Annotated in this window: 17 protein-coding genes; 9 read left to right on the top strand and 8 right to left on the bottom strand. The window is 72.9% G+C overall.

Features of this window, described 5'->3' with window-relative positions; all coding sequences use genetic code 11:
• Positions 1-140: 140 nt before the first annotated feature.
• Positions 141-1052 carry an NAD(+) diphosphatase gene (gene nudC, locus CLV30_RS16755; RefSeq protein ID WP_106538364.1) on the bottom strand — a complete coding sequence of 304 codons (912 nt, stop codon included), beginning with the start codon at positions 1050-1052 and terminating at the stop codon, positions 141-143.
• Between the two features lie 40 nt (positions 1053-1092).
• Between nudC and deoD the strand changes: the two genes are divergently transcribed.
• Positions 1093-1797: a purine-nucleoside phosphorylase gene (deoD, locus tag CLV30_RS16750; RefSeq protein WP_106538363.1), complete on the top strand. Its 705-nt coding sequence runs from the start codon at positions 1093-1095 to the stop codon at positions 1795-1797.
• Positions 1794-2771, top strand: coding sequence for an endonuclease/exonuclease/phosphatase family protein (locus tag CLV30_RS16745; protein WP_106538362.1), 978 nt, complete (start codon positions 1794-1796; stop codon positions 2769-2771). Before deoD ends, CLV30_RS16745 begins: the two co-directional genes overlap by 4 nt.
• 19 nt (positions 2772-2790) lie before the next feature.
• Here CLV30_RS16745 and CLV30_RS16740 read toward each other — a convergent pair whose 3' ends face one another.
• The 3 genes from CLV30_RS16740 to CLV30_RS16730 all read right to left on the bottom strand — a co-directional run bounded on the left by CLV30_RS16740 (position 2791) and on the right by CLV30_RS16730 (position 10424).
• Positions 2791-3720 (bottom strand): NUDIX hydrolase, encoded by a 930-nt coding sequence (locus CLV30_RS16740; protein ID WP_106538386.1) that lies wholly within the window; start codon positions 3718-3720, stop codon positions 2791-2793.
• 159 nt (positions 3721-3879) lie between these two features.
• Positions 3880-7128: an ATP-dependent helicase gene (locus tag CLV30_RS16735; protein WP_129711072.1), complete on the bottom strand. Its 3249-nt coding sequence runs from the start codon at positions 7126-7128 to the stop codon at positions 3880-3882.
• Positions 7125-10424 (bottom strand): ATP-dependent helicase, encoded by a 3300-nt coding sequence (locus tag CLV30_RS16730; protein ID WP_129711071.1) that lies wholly within the window; start codon positions 10422-10424, stop codon positions 7125-7127. The genes CLV30_RS16735 and CLV30_RS16730 overlap by 4 nt, the downstream gene beginning before the upstream one ends.
• Before the next feature lie 327 nt (positions 10425-10751).
• Between CLV30_RS16730 and CLV30_RS16725 the strand changes: the two genes are divergently transcribed.
• Together CLV30_RS16725 and CLV30_RS16720 are read left to right on the top strand one after the other, a co-directional pair.
• Complete coding sequence (locus tag CLV30_RS16725; protein WP_106538359.1) at positions 10752-13139, top strand: lysylphosphatidylglycerol synthase transmembrane domain-containing protein; 2388 nt, start codon at positions 10752-10754, stop codon at positions 13137-13139.
• Positions 13140-13201: 62 nt separating this feature from the next.
• Positions 13202-15604 carry a flippase-like domain-containing protein gene (locus CLV30_RS16720; protein WP_106538358.1) on the top strand — a complete coding sequence of 801 codons (2403 nt, stop codon included), beginning with the start codon at positions 13202-13204 and terminating at the stop codon, positions 15602-15604.
• 272 nt (positions 15605-15876) lie between these two features.
• Here the strand turns inward: CLV30_RS16720 and CLV30_RS16715 are convergent, their stop codons facing one another.
• From CLV30_RS16715 to CLV30_RS16705, 3 genes are all read right to left on the bottom strand, one after another.
• A complete protein-coding gene (locus CLV30_RS16715; RefSeq protein WP_106538357.1) occupies positions 15877-16083 on the bottom strand; it encodes a hypothetical protein in 207 nt (68 codons plus the stop codon).
• Positions 16084-16398: 315 nt separating this feature from the next.
• A complete protein-coding gene (gene moeZ / locus CLV30_RS16710) occupies positions 16399-17571 on the bottom strand; it encodes an adenylyltransferase/sulfurtransferase MoeZ (protein WP_106538356.1) in 1173 nt (390 codons plus the stop codon).
• A gap of 182 nt (positions 17572-17753) precedes the next feature.
• Positions 17754-18662 (bottom strand): alpha/beta fold hydrolase, encoded by a 909-nt coding sequence (locus tag CLV30_RS16705; RefSeq protein WP_165358705.1) that lies wholly within the window; start codon positions 18660-18662, stop codon positions 17754-17756.
• Positions 18663-18736: 74 nt separating this feature from the next.
• On the opposite strand from CLV30_RS16705, the gene CLV30_RS26575 reads away from it, so the two are divergent.
• The 3 genes from CLV30_RS26575 (at position 18737) to CLV30_RS16695 (ending at position 19989) form a co-directional block, all read left to right on the top strand.
• A complete protein-coding gene (locus CLV30_RS26575; protein ID WP_165358704.1) occupies positions 18737-18937 on the top strand; it encodes a hypothetical protein in 201 nt (66 codons plus the stop codon).
• 94 nt (positions 18938-19031) lie between these two features.
• On the top strand, positions 19032-19616 hold the full coding sequence (locus CLV30_RS16700; RefSeq protein WP_106538354.1) for a TetR/AcrR family transcriptional regulator: 585 nt from the start codon (positions 19032-19034) through the stop codon (positions 19614-19616).
• Positions 19617-19761: 145 nt separating this feature from the next.
• Positions 19762-19989, top strand: a complete 228-nt coding sequence (locus CLV30_RS16695; RefSeq protein WP_106538353.1) for a DUF3107 domain-containing protein — start codon at positions 19762-19764, stop codon at positions 19987-19989.
• A gap of 114 nt (positions 19990-20103) precedes the next feature.
• Here CLV30_RS16695 and CLV30_RS16690 read toward each other — a convergent pair whose 3' ends face one another.
• A complete protein-coding gene (locus CLV30_RS16690) occupies positions 20104-20805 on the bottom strand; it encodes a ferritin-like fold-containing protein (protein WP_420842007.1) in 702 nt (233 codons plus the stop codon).
• A gap of 217 nt (positions 20806-21022) precedes the next feature.
• On the opposite strand from CLV30_RS16690, the gene CLV30_RS16685 reads away from it, so the two are divergent.
• Positions 21023-22543 (top strand): DEAD/DEAH box helicase, encoded by a 1521-nt coding sequence (locus tag CLV30_RS16685; RefSeq protein ID WP_106538351.1) that lies wholly within the window; start codon positions 21023-21025, stop codon positions 22541-22543.
• A gap of 327 nt (positions 22544-22870) precedes the next feature.
• A complete protein-coding gene (locus tag CLV30_RS16680) occupies positions 22871-25495 on the top strand; it encodes a LuxR C-terminal-related transcriptional regulator (RefSeq protein WP_106538350.1) in 2625 nt (874 codons plus the stop codon).

The following is a 25495-nucleotide window of genomic DNA, read 5'->3' as shown; positions in this document are numbered from 1 at the left end:
CTACACTCGACCTGAAAACCCCAGCCCAAGCGCTGGACGAACTGCTCGCCAACCCGGCAGCAGCATGACCGTTGCTTACACCGATGGACACCGCCAGGCCTGCAAGGGTGGTGACGCAGGGAATTCCATGGTGAACGTGGTCAATCCCGGGGCGGTCCGGGGAGTTCGGCGCCGTACCAGCCCTCGACGAGGCGGCGGGCGATGGACACCCCGCCGGGCAGCACGATGTCGCCCCCGAGCGCGGCGTCACGCAGCTCGTCCCGGCTGAACCACTGTGCCTCGACGATCTCGTCGCCGTCGGGCCGCGGACTCCCCCGGCCGGTGGCGTAGTAGCCGAGCATCAGGCTGGACGGGAACGGCCACGGCTGCGCCCCGGCATAGCGGCACGAGTCCACCTGCACGCCGGACTCCTCGAAGACCTCGCGCGCGACGGCGTGCTCCGGTGTCTCGCCGGGCTCGACGAAACCCGCCAGCGTCGAGAACCGCCGCTCCGGCCACGCGGCTCCGCGCCCCAGCAGGCACCGGTCCGCCTGATCAAGCACGAGCACGATCACGGCCGGATCGGTACGCGGATAGTGCTCGGAGCCGTCCTGCGGGCAGCGACGGACGTGACCGGCGGCACGCACCTCGGTGACCGCGCCACACCGTGCACAGTGCCGATGCTGCGCATGCCAGTTCGCCAGCGCGACCGCGTGCACGGCCAGCCCGGCGTCACGGTCACCAAGAACCGGGCCCGCTTCGCGCAGCGAGGAACCGTCGTCCGGCTTAGCGCCGGTGTCGACGGCGAAGTAGGCGACACCGTCGTCGACACCGAGCAGGTACCGCTCACCCGTGGGCGCGTCCTCCGGGGAGACGAAGCGCAGGTCGCCGCCCAGCACGGGGAACGACCCCCCGCCCACCGTCAGCACCCTGGTGCCCGGGTCGCGCCAGGCCGCCTCCAGCCACGCCGCGTCGGTGCGGCGGTGCGCCACGCGGTCGGCTGTCGCGCGGGACAGCGCCAACGGGCCGGGCAACAGGTAGGCCGGGGAGGAATCGTGCACGACGCCCGACATTACGCTGCCCGCCGCCGTCCCTCCGATACGGTCGTGCCCCGTGAGCACCCACATAGCCGCCGCGCCCGGCGAGATCGCCGACACCGTCCTGCTCCCCGGCGACCCGCTACGCGCCGAGTGGATCGCGCGGACGTACCTGGACGACGTCACCTGCTACTCGCGAGTGCGCAACATGCTCGGATTCACCGGGACGTACCAGGGCACACGCGTGTCGGTGCAGGGCACCGGTATGGGGCAGCCGTCGCTGGCGATCTACGTGCACGAGCTGCTCGCCGAGTACGGCGCCCGCACGCTGGTGCGGGTCGGCTCCTGCGGCTCGATGGTCGAGCACGTGCGGATCCGCGACGTCGTCATCGGGCTCAGCGCCGCGACGGACTCGTCGATGAACGCGCTGCGGTTCGAGGGCTTCCATTACGCGCCGACGGCGGACTTCTCGCTCGTGCGCGGCTGCGTCGAGCGCGCCGAGGCCGCCGGCACCACGTTCCACGTCGGGCAGCTGTTCAGCACCGACAGCTTTTACCACGACCGGGCCGACCTGTCCGACCGGCTGCGCGACTACGGCGTGATCGCGGTGGAGATGGAGGCCGCGGCCCTGTACACGATCGCCGCCAAGTTCGGTGCGCGCGCCCTGTCGGTGTGCACGGTCAGCGACAACCTGGTGACCGGCGAGCAGACGACCGCCGACGAGCGCGAACGCACCTTCGGCGAGATGGTGGAGCTGACGCTCGGCGCCGTGTCGGCATGACCTCTCGTGTCGCGGGGTGCGTCGTCGCCGGCGTGCTCTCCGCCGTGGTGGCCCTCGCCGCCGTCTGGCCGCGCGCGCTGGGTCTCGCGGACCGCTACGGCCCGGCCCAGGTCGTGGCGATGCGCGGTGTCGTGGTGCTCGCCGGGCTGGTGCTGCTCGCCGCTCTGCTGGCGACAGCCCGGTGGTGGCGGCGGTCGCGGCCGTACGTGCTGACCCTCGCGGCCGTGACCGGCGTGGCGACGGCGTGCTCGGCGGTGATCCTGCTGGTGCGAGGGCCGGCCGACGACCCGCTCGACGCCGCCGCGCGCGGCGATCTCACGGTGCTGACGTTCAACACGCTGCACGACGGGGTCGCCCCGGACGCCATCGCCGCGCTGATCGACGAGCACGCGGCCGACGTCGTCGTACTGCCGGAGACCTCACGTGCGACGACGCGGGAGGCCGCCCGGATCGCCGGCGGTTTCCAGGTCTTCCACCACACCGTCGACAGCATCACGTCGGCGACCGGCCTGCTCGTGGCCGACCGGCTGGGCCGGTACGAGCCACTCGTGCCGCATCCCGGCGGCGCGCTGGGATCGTTCACCGTCCGCCCTCGTGCCGCGGACGGTGTGCCGATCACCGCGGTGCACGCGTACCCGCCCGCATCCGGTGCGATGCAGCTCTGGCGCACGGACACGGCCTGGGCCGTCCGGGCGTGCCGGCAGGCCCGGGGCGGCATCGTGGCGGGTGACCTGAACGCCACCGTCGACCATCCCGCGCTCGCCGACGCCGAACCGTGCGTCGACGCGGCCGCCGCGCGCGACGCCGCGGCGACGGGCACCTGGCCGGCCGATCTGCCCCGATGGCTCGGCGCGCCGATCGATCACGTCCTCGTGGACGCACGGACCTGGCGGGTCGAGGCCTTCCACGTGCTGGACGCGCGGGGCGGCAGCGACCACCGGCCCGTCGTGGCGGTGCTGCAGCGGCGACCGTGAGCGATCGACTCCGGGCAGGTCAGCCAACCGCGCGCAACGCCTCGACGGTGACGGCGGTCTTCGGCAGTTCCTCGACCTCGGCCGGGTCGAACCAGCGGGCGCCGGTGGTGGACCCGCCCACGTCGGCCAGCACCACCTCGGTCGGGTCGTCGACCACCACGTCGTAGTACGGCCGGACACCGTGCCAGTCGATGGCGAACCCTTCGGGCCCGATCTGCTCCGGCTCACGGTGGCTGGCGACGCCGAGCAGGGCGTGGATCCGGCCCGTCTGGCCGGTCTCCTCGGCCAGTTCGCGCAGCAGCGCCTGAGCGGGCTGCTCGCCGAAGTCGGTGCCGCCGCCCGGTAGGTGCCAGCAGCCGGCGTCCGGATAGCCCGGCGCGACCTGAGTCAGCAGGACCCGCCCGGCCACGTCGCGGACCAGCCCGTACGCGGCGAAACGCTGCACCGTGTGCCGCCCGTCCGGCGCCTGCTGGATATCGAAGCCGGGGAAGTCCGGCATCTGCTCCGGCGGCAGGTCGACCGTGGACAGCGGCAGTTTGAGGATCTGCGCGACGAACGGGCGCAGCTGCAGCGTCTCGGCCTCCTCCATGCTGATCCAGCGCACGTCGTCGACCGTCGGCGACAACGGCTCCGGCTCTCCGCTGATGACCTGAGCCGCGAACACGACACGGTCGGTGTGCAACGTCACCTGCCGCTGCCGGCGAGCACGGGTGTCGGCCAGCACGTCCAGCGCGGCGTTCGCCCGGAGCAACAGCCCCGACTCCGCCGCGGCCTCGCGCACGACCGCGTCACGTGGATGCTCACCGTGCAGCACGCTGCCGCCGGGAAGCGTCCAGACCCCGGGCGTGCCGGACCGGACCGACTCCCGGATGAGCAGGACATGGCCGTTGTCGTCGGTGCACGCCGCATAGGCGGCGATGCGGCGCAGGGGCGTCAGCTCAGCGGTCACGAGATACGAGTGTTCCCGGCCGACCGGCATCGATCAAGGGGAGTCTCCGAGGACGAGACAACTGGTCAAACCGCAAGACAACGGCTGTTTCCACCCGGTAGTATCCGCGTTTTCGCCGCACCGCTCGGGTCCGCTCCCACCTTCGCGCCGGCACCGCACTCACCCCTCCGCCACCGGCACCGACGTGATCAGCTCGCGGAGTTCGTCCGCGTCGAGCAGGTCCGCCCGGCGCAGCGTGAGATCGTCGGGCACGTAGTGGAACGCCGCCGTGACCCGGTCGAGCGGACGATCGTGCAACGTCGCGAACGCCAGCCGGTACGCGGCCAGCTGCACGGTGCGGACGGTCTCGTCGGCGTCGTCGCGCGGCGGGCGCCCGGTCTTCCAGTCCACGACCTCGATACCGCCGTCGTCGGTCTCGAAGACCGCGTCGACCCGGCCGCGCAGCAGCACCCCCGCCACCATCAGCTCGAACGGCGCCTCGACCTCGACCGGAGTGCGCCGTGCCCATGCCGAGGCCAGGAAGGCCTCCTGCAGCGCGGCGATCTCGCGGTCGGCCGCCGCGCCGTCGTCGGCGGACCCGGGCAGTTCGTCGACGTCCAGCAGGCGCGGCGCGCCCCACCGCGACTCCAGCCAGGCGTGGAACCGGGTACCGCGGCGCGCCAGCGGCGACGGCGGGCGGGGCACCGGACGGCGCAACGTCCGTGCGAGCTCGTCGGGGCTGCCGCGTAGCGTCACCAGCTGGGACACGGACAGGTGCCGCGGCAGTTCGACCTCCACCGGCCGCGACTGCGACTCGCGCTCACGCTCGGCCAGCAGCCTCTCGATCTCGTCGTCCCACTCGGTGGCCGGAACGTCCGGCACGAACAGCGCCCCGTCGAGCTCCGCCTGCGCGGCGCGCACCCGCGCGGCGCCGTCCTCGAGCAGTACTCGGCGCTCGCCGAGCGGATCGTACGGCCACTGCAGCACCGGCCGGTTCTCGGCCAGCGGGTTGCTCTCGCCGGGGTCGTCGGCCCAGACCGCCACGTCACCCGCGCCGTCGTCGCAGGCGGCACGGATCTCGGCCAGGAACGGCGACGGCTCACGCGGGCGGACGGCGTCGTCCCAGCGGTAGCCGCTGCAGGCGAGCACGCGTCTGGCACGGGTCACCGCGACGTAGGCCAGCCGTCGTTCCTCGAGGCGGCCCGCGTCGGCCGCGTCGTGGTAGAACCGCTCGACCGCGTCCCGCGCGCCCTGCTGGTCGGCGGCGCCGTCGACGTCCAGGACCGGCAACGCGGCCGCGTCGCCACGCAACGGGTACGGCAGCTCGCCCGGATCGCCCAGCCAGGCGCGGTCGCGCTCGCCGCCTGCCGGGAACACCTTGTCCACCAGCCCGGTGACGAAGACCGCGTCCCACTCGAGGCCCTTCGCTCCGTGCACCGTGAGCACCTGCACCCGGTCGCCGCTGACCTCGACCTCGCCCGGCGCCAGCCCGCGCTCTGCGGTCTCGGCCGCGTCGAGGTAGGCCAGGAACGACGAGAGCCGGCCGCCGGCCCCGTCGCCCTCGTACTCCGCCGCCACGTCGAGGAACCGGTCCAGGTTGGCCCTGCCGGTGGGTCCGCGCCTGGCGGTCAGCTCGACGTCCAGGCCGAGCGTGCGCTCGACGTCGTGGACCAGCTCGGTCAGCGACTGGGCGGTGCGCCCTCGTAGCTCGCGCAGCTCCGCGGAGAGCGCGGTCAGCCGGCGGTAGCCCTCCGGCGAGAACCACTCCGGCCCCGGCAGCGCGTCCAGCGCGTCGACGATGCCCAGCTCGTCGATCTCGTCCTGCGCCGCACCGGCGGGAACCGCGGACGCACCGGTCTGGGGTGCCTGCGCGGCCGCTTCGGCGTGCGCCGTCCGGGACGCCGCCGGGCCCTGCCCGGTCGGCCGGCCCAGGCGCCGGGCCCACCGCCCCAGCGCGTCCAGATCGCGCGGGCCGATACGCCAGCGTGCGCCGGTGAGCAGCCGCATCAGGGCGTCGCCGCGAGCAGGATCGTTCACGACCCGCAGCGTCGCCACGATGTCGCCGACCTCGGGGGTGGCCAGCAGGCCGCCGACACCGACGACCTCGACCGGAAGGTCGACCGCACGTAGCGCCGCCTCGAGACGCGGCATCTGGCTGCGGGTGCGCACCAGCACGGCCGCGGTCCGGCCCTCGTCCGACGCGTCCCAGAACGCGCGCGCCCGCCGCGCCACGTCCGCGGCCTCGTCCTCGGCGGTGAGATGCAGCGACGCCGTCACCTCGCCGTCGCCGAGACCGTCGAACGCGGACAGCTCCGGCACGTCCAGGCCCTCGGCCCGCAACGGCTCGGACAGCCGGTTGGCCACCCGCAGGATGTCCGCACCGTTGCGGAAGCTCGTCGCCAGCGAGTCGAGCCGGGCCGGCGCCGCGTCCGCGGTGCGGAACTCGCGGCGGAACGAGGTCAGCGTCCCCGCGCTGGCGCCGCGCCAGCCGTAGATGGACTGCGCCGGGTCGCCGACCGCGGTGACCGGGTGCCCGTCGCCGAACAACGACCGCAGCAGCACCAGCTGCGCATGGCTGGTGTCCTGGTACTCGTCCAGCAACACGACCCGGTACGCGTCACGTTCGGCCACGCCGACCTCGGGGAACCGCGCGGCCAGGGTGGCCGCCAGCTCCGCCTGGTCGGCGAAGTCGAGCACCTCGTCGGCGCGTTTACGCCGCCGGAACTCGTCGACCAGCGGGAGCAGCGCCACCCGCGCGTCCTGCACGCCGAGAGCCTTCGCGACGTCGGCGTACAGAAGCTCTTTCGTCCGCTGCTTCTCGGCCTTCGGCAGCGCGTGCACGCGGTGGCGCAGATCGGTGGTGAACTCGCGGACGCTGTCCGGTGGGACGAGGTGTCCCGCGAGCTCGCCGTGCAGCGCGAGCACCTTGCTGACGACCGTGGACGGCGCGTAGCCGACCGCGTCCATGTCGCCGTCGTAGGTGGCGACCACCCGCTGAGCGTACTGCCACGCCACCGCCTCGGTGATGAGCCTCGCCCCGGGCTCACGGCCCAGGCGCAGCGCGTGCTCGGCGACGATACGCCCGGCGTAGGCGTCGTAGGTCAGCACCGTCGGCTCGCCGTCGAGCAGGTCGCCGCCGGGATCGATGACGCCCCGGCTGGCGAGCTGGGACAGCCGGCGACGGATGCGCGCGGACAGCTCACGGGCGGCCTTGCGGGTGAAGGTGAGCCCGAGCACGTGTTCCGGACGGACCGCGCCGCTGGCGACCAACCACACCACGCGGGCGGCCATCGTCTCGGTCTTGCCAGAGCCGGCGCCGGCCACCACCACGCCCGGTTCCAGCGGTGCGGCGATGGCGGCCGCCTGCTCGTCCGTCGGGTCGGGCCGGTCGAGCCGCCTGGCCAGCGCGGACGGCGTGATGGTCGTCATGGCGTCACCTGCTCGCCCTCGGGGAACGCGGGGCAGGACGGCCGGGCCGGACACACCGCGCACCAGCCGCCCTTGCGGGCCCGGAACGTGGGCCGGCGCATCCCGGCCGCGGTCTCCTCGACGAGCTCGTGCGCCCACGCCGGATCGTCGGCGTCGCCCAGCGGCGGCTGCGTCTGCTCCCGGGCCTCGCCCTTGGACGGCTTGCCCAGCTGGACCAGGCTCGCGCCGCCGGAGCTGCGACTGCCCTCGGCGACGTCGTCGAACGCGCCGTGCTCCACGGCCAGCTGGTACGTGGCGAGCTGCGCGTGCTCGCCCAGCTCGGCGGCGGTCGGCGCGTACGTGCCGGTCTTGTAGTCGACCACGACCAGACGCCCCTGCCCGTCGGCGTCGAGGCGGTCGACCCGGCCGACCAGCCGGGCCGAGCCGACCGGCACGTCGAAGGACACCTCGGCGCCGACGAGGGTGCGCGGGTTGGCCCGCAGCCACCGCCCCAGCCGCTCGACCATGTCGCGGGCCCTGGCGTACTCGCGCGCGGCGACCCAGCCGGTGCCCACGTCCATGCTCGGCCATGCGTTGTCGAGCTCGGTGAGCAGCTTGTCGTCGCTCCAGCCCTCCGCCGCCGCCCGCTCGGCGAGATCGTGTATCAGGGAGCCGACGCCGGCCCGGCCGAGGTCGCCGTCGGTGGCGCCGCAGGCCTTGAGCAGCCAGCGCAGCTCACAGCGGTTGAACTCTTCGACCTTGGACGGAGAGATGCGCACCGGCGTGCCCGGCTCGCCGAGCGGTTCGGGCACCGACAGCTCACGCATGCCGTACCAGTGGTCCGGGTCGGCGGCCGCGACGCCGGCCGCGGCCAGCCGAGCCAGCTGATGCGCCGCACCGGCACGGCGCTGCTCCGGCTCGTCCGGGTCGCACACCACGCCGCGCAGTTCCGCGGTGACCGCGGGCAGGCTCAGCCCGCGTCCGGGGCTCTGCACGACACGCTCGGGCTCGGCGTCGGCCGGCAGCGGATCGATGTCGTCGAGGAACCGGGACGGCTGCTCGTCCTCGTTCGACACCGCCGTGACGTAGAGCCGGCTGCTCGCCCGCGTCACCGCGACGTAGAACAGCCGCCGCTCCTCGGCGAGGCGCGCACTGGCGCGGGTGACGTCGGAGTCGTCGCGCCGGGCGACCAGGTCGACCAGCACCTCGGTGCGGAGCAGGCTGCCCCGTTCACGGACGTCCGGCCAGACTCCTTCCTGCGCGCCCGCGACGGCGACGACGTCCCACTCGAGACCCTTGGCGGCATGAGCGGTGAGAACGCTCACCGACGCGGACTGCGGGCCGGCGGGGCCGGACGTGTCGGCCGGCAGCTGCTGGTCGCGCACGTGCTCGGCGAACCCGGCCGGGCCCGCGCCCGGCATCCGGTCGACGTAGCGAGCCGCCGCGTCGAACAGCGCGACCATCGCGTCCAGGTCCGCATCGGCGGCCGCGGACGAGCGTCCGCCACCGACGGCCGCCCGCGTCCAGCGGGCCTCGAGACCGGAACGACTCCACACCGCCCACAGCACGTCCTCAGCGGTGGCACCGTCGGCCTCGGCCGCCGTACGGCCGGCCGTCAGCAACGACGCCATCCGCTCGGCCGGCCGGACCGCATCGTCGTCCAGGCCCGCGAGCACGTCCGGATCGGTGAGGGCCTCGACCAGCAGCTCACCCGACGAGCGTTCGCCACCCGCGGCCAGCTCGCCGGCGCGCAGCTCCTGGCGCAACCGCCGGATCGCCAGCGCGTCGGCGCCGCCGAACGGCCCGGTGATCAGGTCGAGCGCGGTCTGGACATCGAGCTCACGCACGCCGGCGGCGAACTCGAGGACGGTCAGCAGAGCCCGGACCGGCGCCTGCTCGACCAGGGGCACGTCGTCGAGGCGGACGTCGACCGGAACCCCGGCGCCGGTGAGAGCGCGCCGCAGCACCGGAACAGCCGAGGCCGACCGCACCAGCACCGCCATCGAGCTCCACGGAACGTCGTCGAGCAGATGCGCGGCACGCAGCCGCGAGGCGATGAAGGCCGCCTCCTGACTGGCGCTGGCCAGCACGTGCACCGACACCTCCCCCGCCGCGGACGTGTCGGCCGCGGTGAGTTCGCGGTGCCGGAACGGCCCGCCGAGCCGAGCGGCCACCCGGCGCGAGGCGTCCAGCAGCCGCGGCCCACTCCGGCGCGACTCGGTCAGCGCCACGACCTCGGCCGGTGACCCGTCGGCGGCCGGGAAACGCTCGTCGAAGCGGCGGATGGCCTCCGGCTCGGCGCCGCGGAACCCGTAGATGGACTGGTCCGGGTCGCCCACCACCAGCAGGTCTCGGCCGCCGGCGCACAGCAGCCGCAGCAGGTCCTCCTGCGCCGGGTCGACGTCCTGGTACTCGTCCACGACGACGAACGGGTACGCCGCGCGTTCGCGGGCCAGCAGCGTGGGGTCGTCGCGCAGCAGACCCGCCGCCGACCGGACCAACTCGGCCTGGTCGTAGGACGGCGGGTGCCGGAACGCGGTCACGCCGCCGTACTGATGGGCGAACCGCGCGGCCGCGACCCAGTCGTCGCGCCCGTGCCGCTCTCCCAGCTCGGCCAGCTCGTCCGGGCCGACGCCGCGCTCGAACGCGCGCATCATCAGGTCGCGCAGCTCACCCGCGAAGCCACGGGTCAGCAGCGCCGGGCGCAACCGCTCGGGCCAGTAGTCCGCACCCAACTGCTCGACGTCGCCGCGCAGCAGGTCACGGACCAGCACGTCCTGTTCGGCGCCACCCAGCAGTCGCGGGGTGGCCTCGCCGGCGGCGACCGCCTCGCGGCGGACCAGCCCGAACGCGTACGAGTGGAACGTCCGAGCCAACGGCTCGCGCACCGTGCGGGCGAGCCTGCGGGTGATGCGCTCGCGCAGTTCGGCGGCCGCGCGGCGGCCGAAGGTGAGGACGAGGACTTGCTCGGGCCGTAGCCCGTCCTGCTCGACGCGGTGCGCGACCGCCTCGACGATCGTCGTGGTCTTACCGGTGCCCGGCCCGGCAAGCAGCAGCGCCGGGCCGCCGCGGCGTTCGACCGCGCGCCGCTGCGCGGCGTCGAGTCGGATCGGCGATGCCTCCGGGTCCGCCGTCGTACCGTGGTCCGCCGTCGCACCGGGGTGCGCCGTGGCGCCGGGGTCCGGCGTGTCCGGGGCCACCGTCGTTCCTGGGGCCGCGGGAGCGTCGGCCACCGGGGCGTCGTTCCGGGCACCGGGTGCCGCGGACGATGCGGCACGGACGAGTCGGACAGCGGGCTGGTCGGCGGATCGCCTCACCGGCAACGGCTCCTCTCCCTGACGACGACGTGCCCATCCCACCACGCGGGTCCGACAGGGTCGCCACGTCCACGCCGCGGGAGCCGGGTGCTCGTCCGTCGGGCGACACGACGGCGTTGCCGCCAGACGACGCGTCGGTACCGTCGGGCGCCGCGACCCTCGTTGCTGTCAGGCGCTGGGGCGTCCGTCCATCACGAGGCTTTCGCACGCGTCACCAGGGCTGTACGGGTGGTGACGCATGGAATTCCATGGTGAACGTGGTCATTCTCCAGGACGGGTGGCCTCCGGCGTACGGGCGGCGGGGAGTCGTGCGACGATCGGATCTCGATGACCGCGCCCACGGAACCGCCAGGCAGGTCGGCCGTGCTGAGCACGGTCGACGAGGCGCCGCTGCCCCCGCGCACGCGACGGCCGATCGACGGGCTCTGGCTGCTGGTCGTCTCGGCGGGCATCACGGCACTGGTGGCGATGTCGATCATCGCCGAGCGGACCATGACCGCGATCACCGCGGACCTGGCCGACCTGAACGACCGGGTGCCCGAGGGACTGGTCGAGATCGTCTCGTTCACCGCGGACCTGGCGGGTGTCGTGATGCCGCCGGTCCTGGTGGTCATCCTGATGATCCGCGGCAGGGTCCGCACCACCGTCGAGCTGCTGGTCGCCGGCGTGCTGGCCGCCGCGACGGCGTCACTCGTCTCCTCGTGGCTGCGCGGCCGCGCGCCGGCGCGCCTGCACGACAGCCTGGTCCCGGTCATCGACGGGGTCGAGGGCACCCCCGTACCGCCCTACCCGGCGATGCTGGTCGCGCTGGTCACCATCGTCTCCAGGCAGGACCTGCGGCGTTCGCGCCACGTCGCGATCTTCGCCATCGCCGGGAGCTTCGGCGTGGGGCTGCTGCAAGGCGAGGCGACCGTGGGCGGGCTGCTGATCGCCCTCGGCATCGGCGCCGCCGCGGGCCTGGTGGTCAGGCTGTTCGGCGGACAACCGTCGGTAGCCCCCAGCGGCCAGAAGATCGCGGCGACGCTCGAGGCGAACGGCTACCGGGTCGACGCACTGCGCGCCGACCGCGACGACCAGTACCGCCACCTCACCGCAGACACGCCCGACGGTCCGCTGAGCGTCATCGTGCTGGACCGCAACGACGAGGGCGCCGGCACCCTGGCCCGCCTCGTCGACCGGGTGCGCACCCGCGAGGACGTGCTGCCGCGGCAGGCGGTCACCATGCGCGAGACCATCGACCGGGTCGCGCTCCAGTCACTCGCGGTCGCCCGGGCCGGAGTGCGGACGCCTCCGCTGCGGTCCGTGCTCCGGGTCGACGGCGACTCCGCCGCCCTCGTATACGACCACGTCGCGGGTCGCGCGCTCGCCGACCTCTCTCCCGACGACATCGACGACGCCACCCTGGACGACCTGTGGCACCAGCTCCGTAAGCTGCAACGCAACCACGTCGCGCACCGTCAGTTGTCCGGGCGGACCATCCGGATCGCCGACGACGGCACGACGTGGCTGCTCGCGCCGTCCGGCGGCGAGGTGGCGGCGACCGACGTCGCGCTTCGCGCCGATCTCGCGCAGGCGCTGACCGCCGTCGCCGTCACCGTCGGTGCGCAGCGCACGGCCGAGACCGCGCTGCGCGTGCTGGGTCCGGGACCGGTGCGATCGGCCGTCCCCCTGCTGCAGCCGGTCGCGCTCACGCCCGGCACGCGGCGCCGTCTCAAGGGCCACCGCGACACGCTGATGCAGCTGAGGACGCTGCTGATCGATCAGGTGGGCGCACCTGCGGAACCGGTCCAGCTGCAGCGCATCAAGCCGCTGTCGCTGCTCACGGGTGTCGGCACGGTCGTCGCCGTCTACCTCGTGGGCACCCAGCTGTCCGACGTGTCGCCGGAGCAGTTGCTGGCCCAGATGCAGTGGCCGTGGCTGCTCGCGGCCGGGGCCGCCATGTTCGCCAACTACGTCGGCATGGCGCTGGGCATCCTGGGCTTCGTCCCCGAGCGGGTGCCGTTCCGGCGGGTCCTGGGCGCCCAGGTCGCGCTGAGCTTCCTCCGGCTCGTCGCACCGACGACGGTGACCAACGTCGCACTCAACATCCGGATGCTCACCAAGGCCGGCGTCGCGGGGCCACTGGCGGCCGCCAGCGTGGCCGCGAACCAGGTCGGCCAGGTGGCCGTGACGTTCCCGCTGCTGGCGGTGCTGGCCGTGGTTTCCGGGACGTCGGCCATCGGCGGGCTGCCGTCGACGACCACCCTCGTCGTCATCGTCGGCGTGCTGCTCAGTGCCGCGCTGCTCGCGTTGATACCGCCGATCCGGTCACGGCTACGCACCGTCTGGAGCGACTTCGCCGAACGCGGCCTCCCCCGCCTGCTGGACGTCCTCAGCGACCCGCGCAAGCTGGTGATGGCGGCCGGCGGCATCCTGTTGCAGACCATCAGCCTCGTGGTCTGCTTCTACGCGGCCCTGCGCGCTGTCGGCGAGGTCGTCGACATCGCCGGCCTGGCGGTGGTCCAGCTGGTCGGCAACACGCTCGGCATGGCGGTGCCCACGCCGGGCGGGCTCGGCGCCGTCGAGGCAGCGCTGGCCGCCGGCGTCAGCACCCTCGGCGTCACCTCGACGGCCGCCGTGACCGGCGTCCTGGTGTTCCGCATCGTGTCCTTCTGGCTGCCGGTCCTGCCCGGCTGGATCTTCTGGACTCAGATGCGCAAGCGCGACCTGCTGTAAACGCGCCCAACAGCGGGTCGCCACCACACCGTCGTCCGCTCACGTGCGACGATCGGATCTCGATGTCCGAGACGAGCGATGCGCCGAGCTCGCGGGGCCGTCCACCCGGGAAGATCCGGGTCGACGAGCCGCCGCTGCCGCGTCGTACCCGTCGTCCCATCGACGGCCTGCAGCTGCTGCTCGTCCTGACCGGGATGACCGCGCTCGCCGCGCTCGCCGTCGTCGCCGAGCGCACCCTCACCGGGCTGACCGCGGACCTCGCGGAGTTCAACCAGAGCTTCCCCAGCGGCCCGGTCCAGACGGTGTCGTTCGCCTCCGAGCTGGCCACGCTGGCGCTGCCGCCGGCGCTCGTGTTCATCCTGATGATCCGCGGCCGGATGCGCACCACCATCGAGCTGCTCATCGCCGGCGTGCTGGCCGCGGTCGCCGCGGCGCTCGTGTCCACCTGGCTGCAGGGACCGGCACCGGAACGGCTGCACGACACGTTCGTCCCGTCGGCCGGCGGCGTCGAGGGCACGCCGGTGCCGGCCATGCCGGCGCTGCTGGTCGCGATCGTCACGGTCGTGTCCAGGCTGGCTCTCAAGCGCATCAAGCAGGTCGCCGCGCTGGCCATCGCCGGCAGCTTCGCGGTGTGGCTGCTCCAAGGCGAGGTCACCGTCGGCGGCATGCTCGTCGCGCTGGGTGTCGGCCGGGCGGTCGGCCTGCTGGTCCGGCTGGTCAGCGGGCAACCGTCGGTCGCGCCGAACGGGCGCAAGGTCGCCGCGGTCCTCAGGTCGAACGGCTACGACATCACCTCGCTCACCACCGACCCGGTCGACAAGTACCGCCGCTACATCGCGGAGAGCTCGCAGGGCTCGCTGGGCATCCTGGTGCTGGACCGCGACGAGGACGGCGCCGGAGTGCTGGCCCGCGCCGCCGACCAGCTGCGTACCCGCGAAGAGGTGCTGCCGCGGCAGATGGTCACCATGCGCAACGCGGTCAACCAGATCACGCTGCAGTCGCTGGCCGTCGCCCGCGCCGGCGCACGCACCCCGAAGCTGCGCAACGTCCTGCGCATCGGCGCCGACGCCGCGGCCATCGTCTACGACCACGTTCCCGGGCGGTTGCTGGCCAACCTGACCGCCGACGAGGTCACCGACGCCATGCTCGAGGACCTGTGGCGACAGCTCGGCCGGCTGCGCCGCAACGAGGTCGCGCACCGGCGGTTGTCGGGACGGACCATCCTGATCGCGGACAGCGGGAAGGTCTGGCTGCTCGACCCGTCCGGCGGCGAGGTGGCCGCTCCGGAGCTCGCCGTCCGTGCCGACCTCGCACAGGCCCTGGTCGGGACTTCGCTGGTGGTCGGCCCGGATCGCACGGTACGTACCGCCATCAAGGTCCTGGGCCGCGACGTCGTCAGCGCCTCCATCCCGTTGCTGCAGCCGGTCGCGCTCGCCCGCTCGACACGCCGGGACCTGAAGGGCCGACGCGAGGTGCTGTCCCGGCTGCGCGACGGCCTGGTCAGCAGCACCGGCTTCGAGGCGCCGCAGCCGATCCAACTGCGGCGGCTGCGCCCGCTGTCCCTGCTGACCGGCGTCGGCGCGGTCTTCGCGGTCTACCTGGTGGGGACCCAGCTCTCCGACATCTCGTTCGGCACGCTGTGGGAACAGACCGACTGGCGGTGGCTCTTCGTCGCCATCGTGCTGATGTTCACCAGCTTCCTCGGCGCGGCGTTGGCGCTGCTCGGGTTCGTGCCCGAGCGGGTGCCGTTCTGGCGCGTCGTCGGCGCGCAGGTCTCACTCGGATTCCTGCGCCTGGTGACGCCGTCGACCGTCGGCAACGTCGCCATCAACATCCGGCTGCTCACCAAGGCCGGTGTCGCCGGGCCGCTGGCCGCGGCCAGCGTGGCCGCCAACCAGGTCGGCAACGTCGCCATCACGTTTCCGGTGATCGGCGTGCTCGGTGTGCTGTCCGGCTCGTCCGCCGCGCCGAACATCGACCCGTCGATCAACACGCTGATCATCGTCATCGGTGTGCTCCTCGCCGCGGCACTGCTGGCGCTGATACCGCCGGTGCGGGCACGGTTGCGGGGGCTGTGGAGCGATTTCGCCGAGCGCGGCCTGCCGCGCCTGCTGGACGTGATGAGCAACCCGCGCAAGCTCGCGGTGGCGCTGGGCGGCATCCTGCTGCAGTCGGCCAGCCTGGTGCTGTGCTTCTACACCTGCCTCAAGGCGGTCGGCGGCAGCGCCAACCTGGCGGCGATGGCCGTCGTCCAGTTGGTCGGCAACACGCTCGGCATGGCGGTGCCCACGCCCGGCGGCCTCGGCGCCGTGGAGGCCGCTCTCACGGCCGGGCTCAGCACGCTGGGCGTCGGCGCGACGACCGCGGTCACCGCCGTGCTCGTGTTCCGCATCGTGTCCTTCTGGATGCCGATCCTGCCCGGCTGGATCCTGTGGACCCAGATGCAGAAGCGCGACCTGCTCTGACCGCCCGCCGCCGGCCCGGCATGTCACCTGATCGTCAGATGTTCACCTGATCGTCGTGCTGACAGCGATCAGGTGAAGTTCGCCGGGTCCATGTGCGCCCGGACTGCACCTGATCATGTCCAACATCTGGACCGATAATGATCAGGTGACATAAGCGCCGTCCTCCGGCCGAGATGTCACCTGATCATCGACGCGGACGAGTGTGTGGCGCCACCATCGCCGGCACGACGGTGACGCCACACGATTTCACTGGTGAGCGACGTTGGCGACGACTACCGGCCGACCTCACCGGACGCGGCCGCCCGGATCACCGCGCCGCGATCGCGCCGGTCCAGGACGCCGTCGGCGACCAGCTGCGTCGTCACGTTCTCGACGTGCCGGACGAACGCCCCGTACGTGTCCCACGTCCGCTCGTCCAGCACCAGGTCGTTGACGGTGCACCCTTCGGCCGTCGACCGGTTCGGCACTTCGCTGTCCACGCCCTCGACAAGTCGGGATCACGCCGTCGTACTGCTCGGCACCCTTTGCTGGAAAGGGCTTTCCAGATGTGGTGAGAGATTAGGAAGATCAGACGTGCCGTGTCAACCCCGCCGGCGTCGGCTCACGCAAGAAAGCGGTGTGGGATCACTACGGCAGGCCTGTGGAGTAGGTGGGGCTCGCACCCCAGTAACTCCTCATCACTGACGCAGTGATCCCACACCGCTTTGGAACAAGCCGGGTGGCAAACCAGGCGGCAGCCCCCGGGTGGCGACCCCGGGCGGTGGACCCGAGCGCGCCACCCGGCGGGACCAGCCTCAGTAGGCGGGCTGCGACGGGTCGATCTGGCTCACCCACGCCGCGACGCCACCGCCGACGTGCACCGCGTCGGCCATGCCCGCGCCCTGGACGACGGCGAGCGCCTCGGCCGAGCGCTGCCCGGACTTGCAGTGCAGCACGACCTGCTTGTCCTGCGGGAGCTTCTCCAGCGCCTCGCCGGTCAGGAACTCGCCCTTCGGGATCAGCACCGACCCGGGGATCTGGTTGATCTCGTACTCGTTCGGCTCGCGGACGTCGACCAGGACGAAGTCGCGCTGGCCGCTCTCGCGCTGGCCGAGCCAGTCGCTCAGCTTCTTCACCGAGATGGTCGACTCGGCGGCGGCCTCGGCGGCCGCGTCGCTGATCGAACCGCAGAACTCCTCGTAGTCGATCAGTTCCGTGATCGGCTCGGCGGTCGGGTCCTTGCGGATCTTGAGCGTCGTGTAGCTCATCTCGAGCGCGTCGTAGACCATCAGCCGGCCGACCAGCGGGTCGCCGATACCGGTGATGAGCTTGACCGCCTCGGTCACCATGACCGAGCCGATGGACGCGCACAGCACGCCGAGCACGCCGCCCTCGGCGCACGAAGGCACCATGCCGGGCGGCGGAGGCTCCGGGTACAGGTCGCGGTACTGCGGGCCGTGCTCGGCCCAGAACACGCTGATCTGGCCCTCGAACCGGTAGATCGAGCCCCACACGTACGGCTTGCCCAGCAGCACCGCGGCGTCGTTGACCAGGTAGCGGGTGGCGAAGTTGTCGGTGCCGTCGAGGATGAGGTCGTAGTCGGCGAAGATCTGCAACGCGTTGTCGTTGTCCAGCCGGCCCTCGTGCAGGACGACGTCGACGTACGGGTTGGTCTCCTTGATCGAGTCGCGCGCGGACTGCGCCTTCGACCGGCCGACGTCGGACTGGCCGTGGATGATCTGCCGCTGCAGGTTGGACTCGTCGACCTCGTCGAACTCGACGATGCCGAGCGTGCCGACACCGGCGGCGGCGAGGTACAGCAGGGCCGGGGACCCGAGCCCGCCGGCGCCGATGACCAGCACCTTGGCGTTCTTCAGGCGCTTCTGGCCGACCATGCCGACATCCGGGATGATCAGGTGCCGGGAGTAGCGGCGGACCTCGTCGACGGTGAGCTCGGCGGCCGGCTCGACCAGCGGTGGAAGGGACACGATCGGCTCCGTATGAGTGCGTGGCATCCGTTGTCTCTGTCGCCAACGGTGCCACGGGCCGCGTGATTCCCCAGCAACCTGTTCGCTTTCTGGACACCCGTCTTGCGATATGGACAGTACCGGCGTGACCATCTCCCCGCGGCGTCGGAACCGGCGTGACCGCGTCCCGGCGGCGGTGTCGCTCACCTGCGGCCGGAGGTGTCGCGGAGGAACTCCCGGATCAGGTCGGCCACCGCTCGCGGGTGCTCCATCATCGCGACGTGTCCGGAGCTCGGCAGCGTCACCAGCCGCGTCCGCGGTCGTGTCCGCCGCCACCGCGCCCGGCCCCAGGAGCCCACGAGCGTGTCGCGCCCGCCCATCATCACCAGCGTCGGGCACAGCACCCGTGCGGCGGCGCCCCAGGCGGAACGGCGAGGCGGCATCGTGTACTGGGCGACGATCGAACGCAGCGTGCCCAGCAGGACGGCGTCCGCGTACGGCTGGTGCATCCACCGCGTGCGCTCACGCACCGCGAGGTCGAACTCCGCGGCCGGCAGCGCCGCCGGGTCGGCGAACAGCACGGCCGCCAGCTGTGCGATCTGCCGCTCCGACGGGTTCGCCCCAGCGGCCGCCAGGATCCGCTCACCCAGTCCGGGCACCGCCATCACCGCCGTGACCTGCGCCGCCCACGGCAGCCGATACTGCGGCATCGCCGGCGACACCAGGCTCAGCGTCCGGACCAGGTCCGGGCGGCGGGCCGCGACGTAGACGCTGACCATCCCGCCGAGCGAGTTCGCCACCACGTGTGACGGCGAGCCGAACCGCTCGAGGAACGCGACGACGTCGGCGACATAGCCGTCCACCGTGTGCCGCGGCGCCGGCGGCGACTCGCCGAAGCCGGGCAGGTCGGGCGCCCACTGATCGGCGTCCGCACGCAGCTCACGCATCAGGGCGGTCCAGTTCGTCGCCGCGCCACCGAGCCCGTGCACGTGGACGATCCGCTCGCCGGCCGGCCCATCGGCCGTCCGAGGGGCGGACGCACGACGGACGAACACCGACCGCCCGGTCGACAGGTCGTACCACTCTCCCGGCCACGTCTCTATCGGCTCCACACGCCGATGCTGGCACAGCGGCACATCGACATCGCCGCAACGGGTACCGTCGTGGCGACGAAGGAGGTGCAGTTGTGTCCGAGAGCGACGTGAGCCGGCCGCGAAACGACTCCGCGGCTGCGGAGGCCGACCTGTACGAGCAGGAACGCGAGATCTCCGACCGTGCGAACAACGACGTCGACGGCGACCGGGAACCGGTCCCGGAAGACGTCGATCCCGCCGATGCGCACGAACAACAGGTGATCGTCGAGTACGACGAGGACGACTACCGCTGATTCCGTTGACCGTGGGACGGTACGATCCCGGCATATCGCGAGTGTGAGGAGTGCCGTGGCTTCCCTGTCCGACGTGCCGGCCCGCGGGGTGCGAATGCCCCGGGACCAGCGCCGCGCCCAACTGCTCGGCGCCGCCAGGGAGATCTTCGTGGCGCAGGGCTTCCACGCGGCCGCGATGGACGAGATCGCGGTACGCGCCGGCGTCAGCAAGCCCGTGCTCTACCAGCACTTCCCCGGCAAGCTCGAGCTGTACCTGGCGCTGCTGGACACCTCCAAGGACGAGCTGCTCGAACGCGTACACGAGGCGCTGGCCTCGACCGACGACAACAAGCAGCGGGTCATCGCCACCGTCAACGCGTACTTCGAGTTCGTCGACAACGACTCCGGCGCGTACCGGCTGCTGTTCGAGTCGGACCTGCCCAACGAGCCGGCCGTCAAGGCGCGCCTGGACGGGCTCACCGAGGTGTGCGCACAAGAGATCAGCCAGATCATCGCCGAGGACACCGGCCTGCCCGAGGAGGAGTCCACGCTGCTGGCCGTGGGCCTGGTCGGCATCGCGCACGTGACGGCGCGGTACTGGCTGGCCTCGGCCGGGTCGATCCCCCGCACCACCGCGGCCGAACTCGTCGCCGCGCTGGGCTGGCGGGGCATCCGCGGTTTCCCGAAACGGGACGGCTGAGGCCGCCCGATTACGCTCCGGGCGCACACGTCAGGTCCAAGGGGACGGGCCGGAATCGCCTCGACTAGCCTGGCGTTGACGAAGACCCGGGCGGCGACCCACGACGCGCTCGCCGCCGGCGCGAAAACGACGAGGAGAGGTGCCTGTGGAGGTCAAGATCGGCGTGCACAACGCCACCCGCGAGCTGACGCTCGAGACCAGCAAGACACCCGAGGAGATCGACTCCGCGGTCCGCCAGGCACTGTCTGACCCGCAGGGCGTGCTGAATCTCACCGACGAGCGCGGGCGTCAGATCCTGGTCCGCACCGAGCATCTGACCTACGTCGAGATCGGCGAGCCACTCGAGCGCCGGGTGGGCTTCGGCACCGCCTGACCGCGCACCGCCTGACGACCGCGCACCGCCCGCCCCCGTGGGGCCGCCACGGCTCCCCGCGGGGCTGGCACGGCCGCCCGCGCGACGGTCACGACCGCCACGCCCGCGGGGCGGTCACGACGACAGGCCGAGCCGGCCCAGCCGTTCGGCGTGGTTGCGCGTCAGCCGCGTGAACAGGTCACCCAGCTGCGCGAGGTCGAGCCCGTCGCCGTCGGCGCCGCCCACCACCAGGGCGGCCAGAGCCTCGCGGTCGACGGCCACCCGCTGCGCCTGCGCCAGCGCCTCGCCGACCAGGCGGCGCGCCCAGAGAGCGAGACGGCCGGCGACCCGCGGATCGTCGTCCAGGGCCTGACGCACCCGGTCGACGACGAAGTCGCTGTGGCCGGAGTCGGCCAGGACCTCGCGCACCAGCTCACGGGTTTCCGGGTCGACCGCCTCCGCCACCTCCCGGTAGAAGTCGGCCGCGATGCCGTCGCCCACGTACGCCTTGACCAGGCCTTCGAGCCAGTCGGACGGCGCCGTGTTGGCGTGGAACTCCTCGTAGGCCGTCCGGAACGGTGTCATCGCCTCGTCGACGGACACGCCCAGGTCACCGAGGCGGTCACGGATGCGCTCGAAATGGTGGAACTCGGTCACGGCCATCGCCGCCAGCGCCGCCTTGTCCGCGAGCGTGGGGGCCAGGCCGGAGTCGGCGGACATCCGGTCGAACGCGATGAGCTCGCCGAGTCCCAGGACACCGAGCAGATCGACGACGCCGGCACGGTACGTGGGATCGCCGCTGGACAACGGACTCGCGGGTGGTGTCACGGCAGCCACGATAGCGGGTGACGGTGCGCCTGCCGGGATCTGATACGGACTTGCCGTACACTGGCGGGTGGTATAGATGACGTCCGGGCGAAACGGGCGTCCCTGAGGACGGACCGGACGTCCGTACGCGCCGGGTCGCGGTGCTCCCCGCCGGTCGAAGGCGGGTGTGTGGCCCCGTGCCGCGCGACGAGCTCGTCACGCGACGCCTCGGGAAACCCTGCGACGAATGAGGCGAGACGCCCTGACAACCTTCACCGACCTGGGGGTCCTACCCTCGGTGGCCGAATCCCTCGAACGGCTCGGCATCACCGAGGCGTTCCCCATCCAGGAGATGGCCCTGCCGGTCGCACTGACCGGCACCGACCTCATCGGTCAGGCCCGCACCGGCACCGGCAAGACGCTCGCGTTCGGCATCCCGCTCCTCCAGCGCATAGTGGCGCCGGGTGACCGTGACTACGCCGAGGCGACCGAGCCCGGCAAACCGCAGGCGCTGGTGGTCACCCCGACCCGAGAGCTGGCCGTACAGGTCAGCGACGACCTGGTGAAAGCGTCGACGACGCGCCAGGTCCGCATCCTCACCGTCTACGGCGGCCGTGCCTACGAGCCCCAGCTCGACGCGCTCGCCGCCGGTGTCGACGTCGTCGTCGGCACACCCGGCCGGCTGCTCGACCTCGCCCGCCGCGGCGATCTCGACCTGGGACACGTCAAGGTCCTGGTGCTCGACGAGGCCGACGAGATGCTCGACCTCGGTTTCCTGCCGGACGTCGAGAGCATCATCGGGCAGACCCCCGAGCTGCGGCAGACGATGCTGTTCTCCGCGACGATGCCCGCCGCCGTGATCAGCCTGGCCCGCCGCTACATGCGCCATCCGGTGAACATCCGCGCGGAGTCGCCGGACGAGACACAGACGGTTCCGGCCACGGCGCAGTTCGTCTACCGGGCGCACCAGCTCGACAAGGAAGAGCTGATCGCCCGGCTGCTGCAGGCCGAGGGCCGCGGGCTGAGCATGATCTTCAGCCAGACCAAGCGCGCGGCGCAGCGGCTCGCCGACGAGCTGAAGGACCGTGGGTTCGCGGCCGCGGCCGTACACGGCGACCTCGGCCAGGGCGCACGCGAGCAGGCACTGCGTGCCTTCCGCAGCGGCAAGGTCGACGTCCTGGTCGCCACCGGCGTCGCCGCTCGCGGCATCGACGTCGAGGGCGTCACCCACGTCGTCAACCTCACCTGTCCCGAGGACGAAAAGACCTACCTGCACCGCATCGGACGTACCGGCCGGGCGGGCGCGTCCGGGGTCGCGGTCACGCTGGTCGACTGGGACGATCTGGCCCGCTGGCGGATGATCAACGACGCGCTCGGACTGCCCTACCCGGAGCCGGTCGAGACGTACTCCAGCAGCGAGCACTTCTTCCACGACCTCGGCATCCCGGCCGGAACCAAGGGGGCGCTGCCTCGCGGCGCCCGCACCCGCGCCGGCCTCGACGCCGAGCAGGTCGAGGACCTCGGCGAGACCGGCCAGGCGCGTTCCCGGCGTTCCACGGGCGCGTCGCGCAACCGCCGGCGCACCCGCAGGGGCGAATCCACCGGTGGCGGGCGTACGCAGGCGCGGACCGAGCGGCGCGAGGGCGACGAGGCGCGGCCGAACAAGTCGCGCCAGCGCAAGCGGCGCCGTACCCGCGGCGGCCAACCGGTCGACTCCGAAGCGGGCGCGTCCTCGCAGGACCAGCCCCGGGACGAGAGCTCGCGCTGACGGAGTGCTCCCCACGGCCGGCCCTGAGCTCCGGGCCTCCCGGGTGACCGCCGGCCGAGGGGTGACCTCGGGGTGGAGTGCGCCGGCGATCACCGGGAGGGTGTCCGGCCGCGGAGGACGCTGACGTCCACGTCCGCGCCGGACCGGGAGTTCGACGACGTCACCAGCCCGCCATCGCCCCGATGGTGCCGGAGCGGGCGCGCAGCCCCAATCGGCACCGCGGCCCATGCTAGGGATGCGCCGACGGCGGCACATCCGTAGTGATTACCTAATTTTCTCCGCGTAGTCACCTGCGCGGAGCGGCGACAGCCTCTACGGTAGGCGAGCATGGCAGAGCCCGCGGATCCGAGCCCCACCGCACCGCTTGCGTGGCCGCACGTCGGCCGTTCCGCCGAGTACACGACCGCGCTGCGGCTTTTGAGCGGGACCGACCCGGCGGAACCTCCGGGGGTGCTGTTGGTCGGCGACGCCGGCGTGGGCAAGTCCAGCATCGCGAACCGGGTCGAGCACGCCCTCGGCGAGTCCGCTCACGTGGTCACCGTGCTGCCGCCCGGCACGATTCAACCCGTCATGCTGAGTGCGCTGGCTCCCCTGCTCTCCAGTGTGTCCGCCAACGACGCGACCAGCCCGGTCGCGGTGTTCCGGGCAGCCGCGCAGCGGCTGGAACACGACGCCGACGGCCGCCCGGTCGTCCTCCGGGTCGAGGACTGCCACCTGCTGGACGGCGCCAGCGCGCGGGTGCTGCGGATGCTGTCAAGCGCGCGACGGGCCCGCCTGCTCCTGACCGGACGCGGCACGCCGGCGCTGCCCGACGACGTCCTCGCGCTGTGGAAGGACGGCCAGCTGACCCGGATCGACGTCGAGCCGTTCGACCGCGAGGCCACGTCGCAGCTGCTGCACACCGCACTCGGCGGCGTCATCGCGCGCGAGACCGACCGCCGGATGTGGGATGCCAGCCGCGGCAACCCGCTGTACCTGCGCGAACTGGTCCGCTCCGCGCTCAGCCGCAGTGAGCTGGACCGCGGCCGCGGCGTCTGGACGTGGACCGGTCCTCCCGTCCCGGGCCGGCTCCTCGAGCTCGTGACGTCCGAGCTGCACCGGTTGACCGCCGACCAGCGTGAGGTGCTCGAGACGGTGTCGCTGGCGGATTCGCTGCCGCTGCCGCTGCTGTTCGAACTGACGGACACCACGTCCGTCGACGTCCTGGTGGAAGCCGGCATGCTCACCGTCGACCAGGCCGCGGCGCCGCCGACGGTCCGGCTCGCGCATCCTGTCTACGGTGAGGCCATCCGGGTCCTCGTTCCGCCCGGCCGCCGCCGGGTCCTGCGCGAACGGGTGGCGCTGCAGCTGCCCGCCCCGGGGCACGCGTCACTACCGGACCTGCTGCGCTGGGTCGCGTGGACGCTGGAAGCCGGCTCGGTCCCCGAGCCGGCGCTGCTGGTCGACGCGGCGTCGCTGGCCAACCACCTGCAACAGGCCGGCGACGCGCAGCGGTACGCCGACCTGGCCCTGCTGGCCGACGCGCCGTGCGACGTCGTCGCCGCGGCGCTGGCCGAACGTGCCCGGGCGAACCGCATGCTGGGCCTGATCGACAACGCCCAGGCCGATCTCGACCGGTTCCACGCGCGCCCGCCCGGCACATGGACCAGCAGGTTGGTCGCGCACGCCGCCATCACCGGCGCGGACGTCCGGTACTACGGTCACGCCGACGTCGCCGGCGCGATCCGGCTGCTGGACGAAGCCCTGGAGCACGCCGCCGGCGACGCTCCGGCGGCGGCCGACCTGCGAGCGCACCGGCTGGCGATGATACTCACCGCCGGGCACACCGGCGCGACACTCGCCGACGCGCTGGAGTTCCTGGACGACGGCTCGCTGCCGCTGCTGGCGCGGGTGCGCCTCGCCGCGCCGGCGCAGCTGACCCTGGCGCAGACCGGCCAGGTGCGCGAGGCGCTCCGCCTCGGTGACCGGTACGTCGCCGCGGCCCGCGCACCACTGTCCGAGGCCACCGCCTACCTGCCGGCGCTACGCGGCCTGGCCGTGCTGCTGCGGCTGTTCGCCGGGGACGTCGACGACGCCGAACGGCTGCATCGCGACGACCTCGACGACGTCGTCGACGTCGCGCACGAGCCCCAGCACCGTGCCATTCCGGGGCTGGTCGAAGGGCGGCTGGCACTGGCACGCGGGCGCTGGTCGGAAGCGTACGGACACTTCGGCGTCGCTGCCGCCGCGCTGCGCGAGCGGGACCCGCTGGGGCTGCTCCCCGCGGTCCTGGCGTTCACCGCCGAGGCGGCTGTCCGGCTGGGTGAGCTCGACGACGCGGCGCGGCAGCGTGACGAATCACTGCGGACGGCGTCGGGTGTCGGCACGGCCGGGCACGGCTGGCCACGGACGTTGCTGTGGGTCGGCCTGGCCCGCCGCGAGGCCGACGCCGTCTCCGCCGCCCTGCGGACCGCGGACCGGGCATCGGCCGAAGGACTGCCGCCGGCGGAGCTGGACGCGCTGTTCGTGGCCGTGCTGGGCGTCGCCGACGGCCTGCCCGCCGACTCCGGGGTGACGCTGCCGGCACTGGCCGACCGGATGGAGTCCGTCGCCGGACACTGCCACGGCATGTCCCGCACCGCTCCGGTGGTCCGGTTCACCCGGGCCCTGGCAGCAGGGGACGCCGGCGAGATCGCCGCGGCCGAGGCGAGCCTTTCGCGGCACGGCATGTGGACCGTCGTGCCGCGCGACAGCGCGGTGACCCTGACCCGGCGCGAGCAGCAGATCGCGCCGCTGGCCGCGGCCGGGCTCGCGTCTCGCGACATCGCGCACCGGTTGAGCATCTCGACCCGCACGGTCGAGAGCCACCTGGCCCGCGTCTACAGCAAGCTCGGCATCTCGAGCCGCGCCGAGCTTCCCCGTGCCCTGCACGATGGCCGCATCGACGGGGACCCGGGCGCGCCGGTGGCCTGA

It is taken from the genome of Haloactinopolyspora alba (assembly GCF_003014555.1).
Lineage (GTDB): Bacteria > Actinomycetota > Actinomycetes > Jiangellales > Jiangellaceae > Haloactinopolyspora > Haloactinopolyspora alba.
Note: the sequence above shows the minus strand (reverse complement) of the source record. Positions and strands in the feature narration are given on the sequence as shown.

Coding starts and splice junctions, on each gene's coding strand:
- nudC (WP_106538364.1), bottom strand. CDS start 1,052: ATGTCGGGCGTCGTGCACGATTCCTCCCCGGCCTACCTGTTGCCCGGC.
- CLV30_RS16745 (WP_106538362.1), top strand. CDS start 1,794: ATGACCTCTCGTGTCGCGGGGTGCGTCGTCGCCGGCGTGCTCTCCGCC.
- CLV30_RS16735 (WP_129711072.1), bottom strand. CDS start 7,128: ATGACGACCATCACGCCGTCCGCGCTGGCCAGGCGGCTCGACCGGCCC.
- CLV30_RS16725 (WP_106538359.1), top strand. CDS start 10,752: ATGACCGCGCCCACGGAACCGCCAGGCAGGTCGGCCGTGCTGAGCACG.
- CLV30_RS16720 (WP_106538358.1), top strand. CDS start 13,202: ATGTCCGAGACGAGCGATGCGCCGAGCTCGCGGGGCCGTCCACCCGGG.
- CLV30_RS16700 (WP_106538354.1), top strand. CDS start 19,032: ATGCCCCGGGACCAGCGCCGCGCCCAACTGCTCGGCGCCGCCAGGGAG.
- CLV30_RS16685 (WP_106538351.1), top strand. CDS start 21,023: ATGAGGCGAGACGCCCTGACAACCTTCACCGACCTGGGGGTCCTACCC.
- CLV30_RS16680 (WP_106538350.1), top strand. CDS start 22,871: ATGGCAGAGCCCGCGGATCCGAGCCCCACCGCACCGCTTGCGTGGCCG.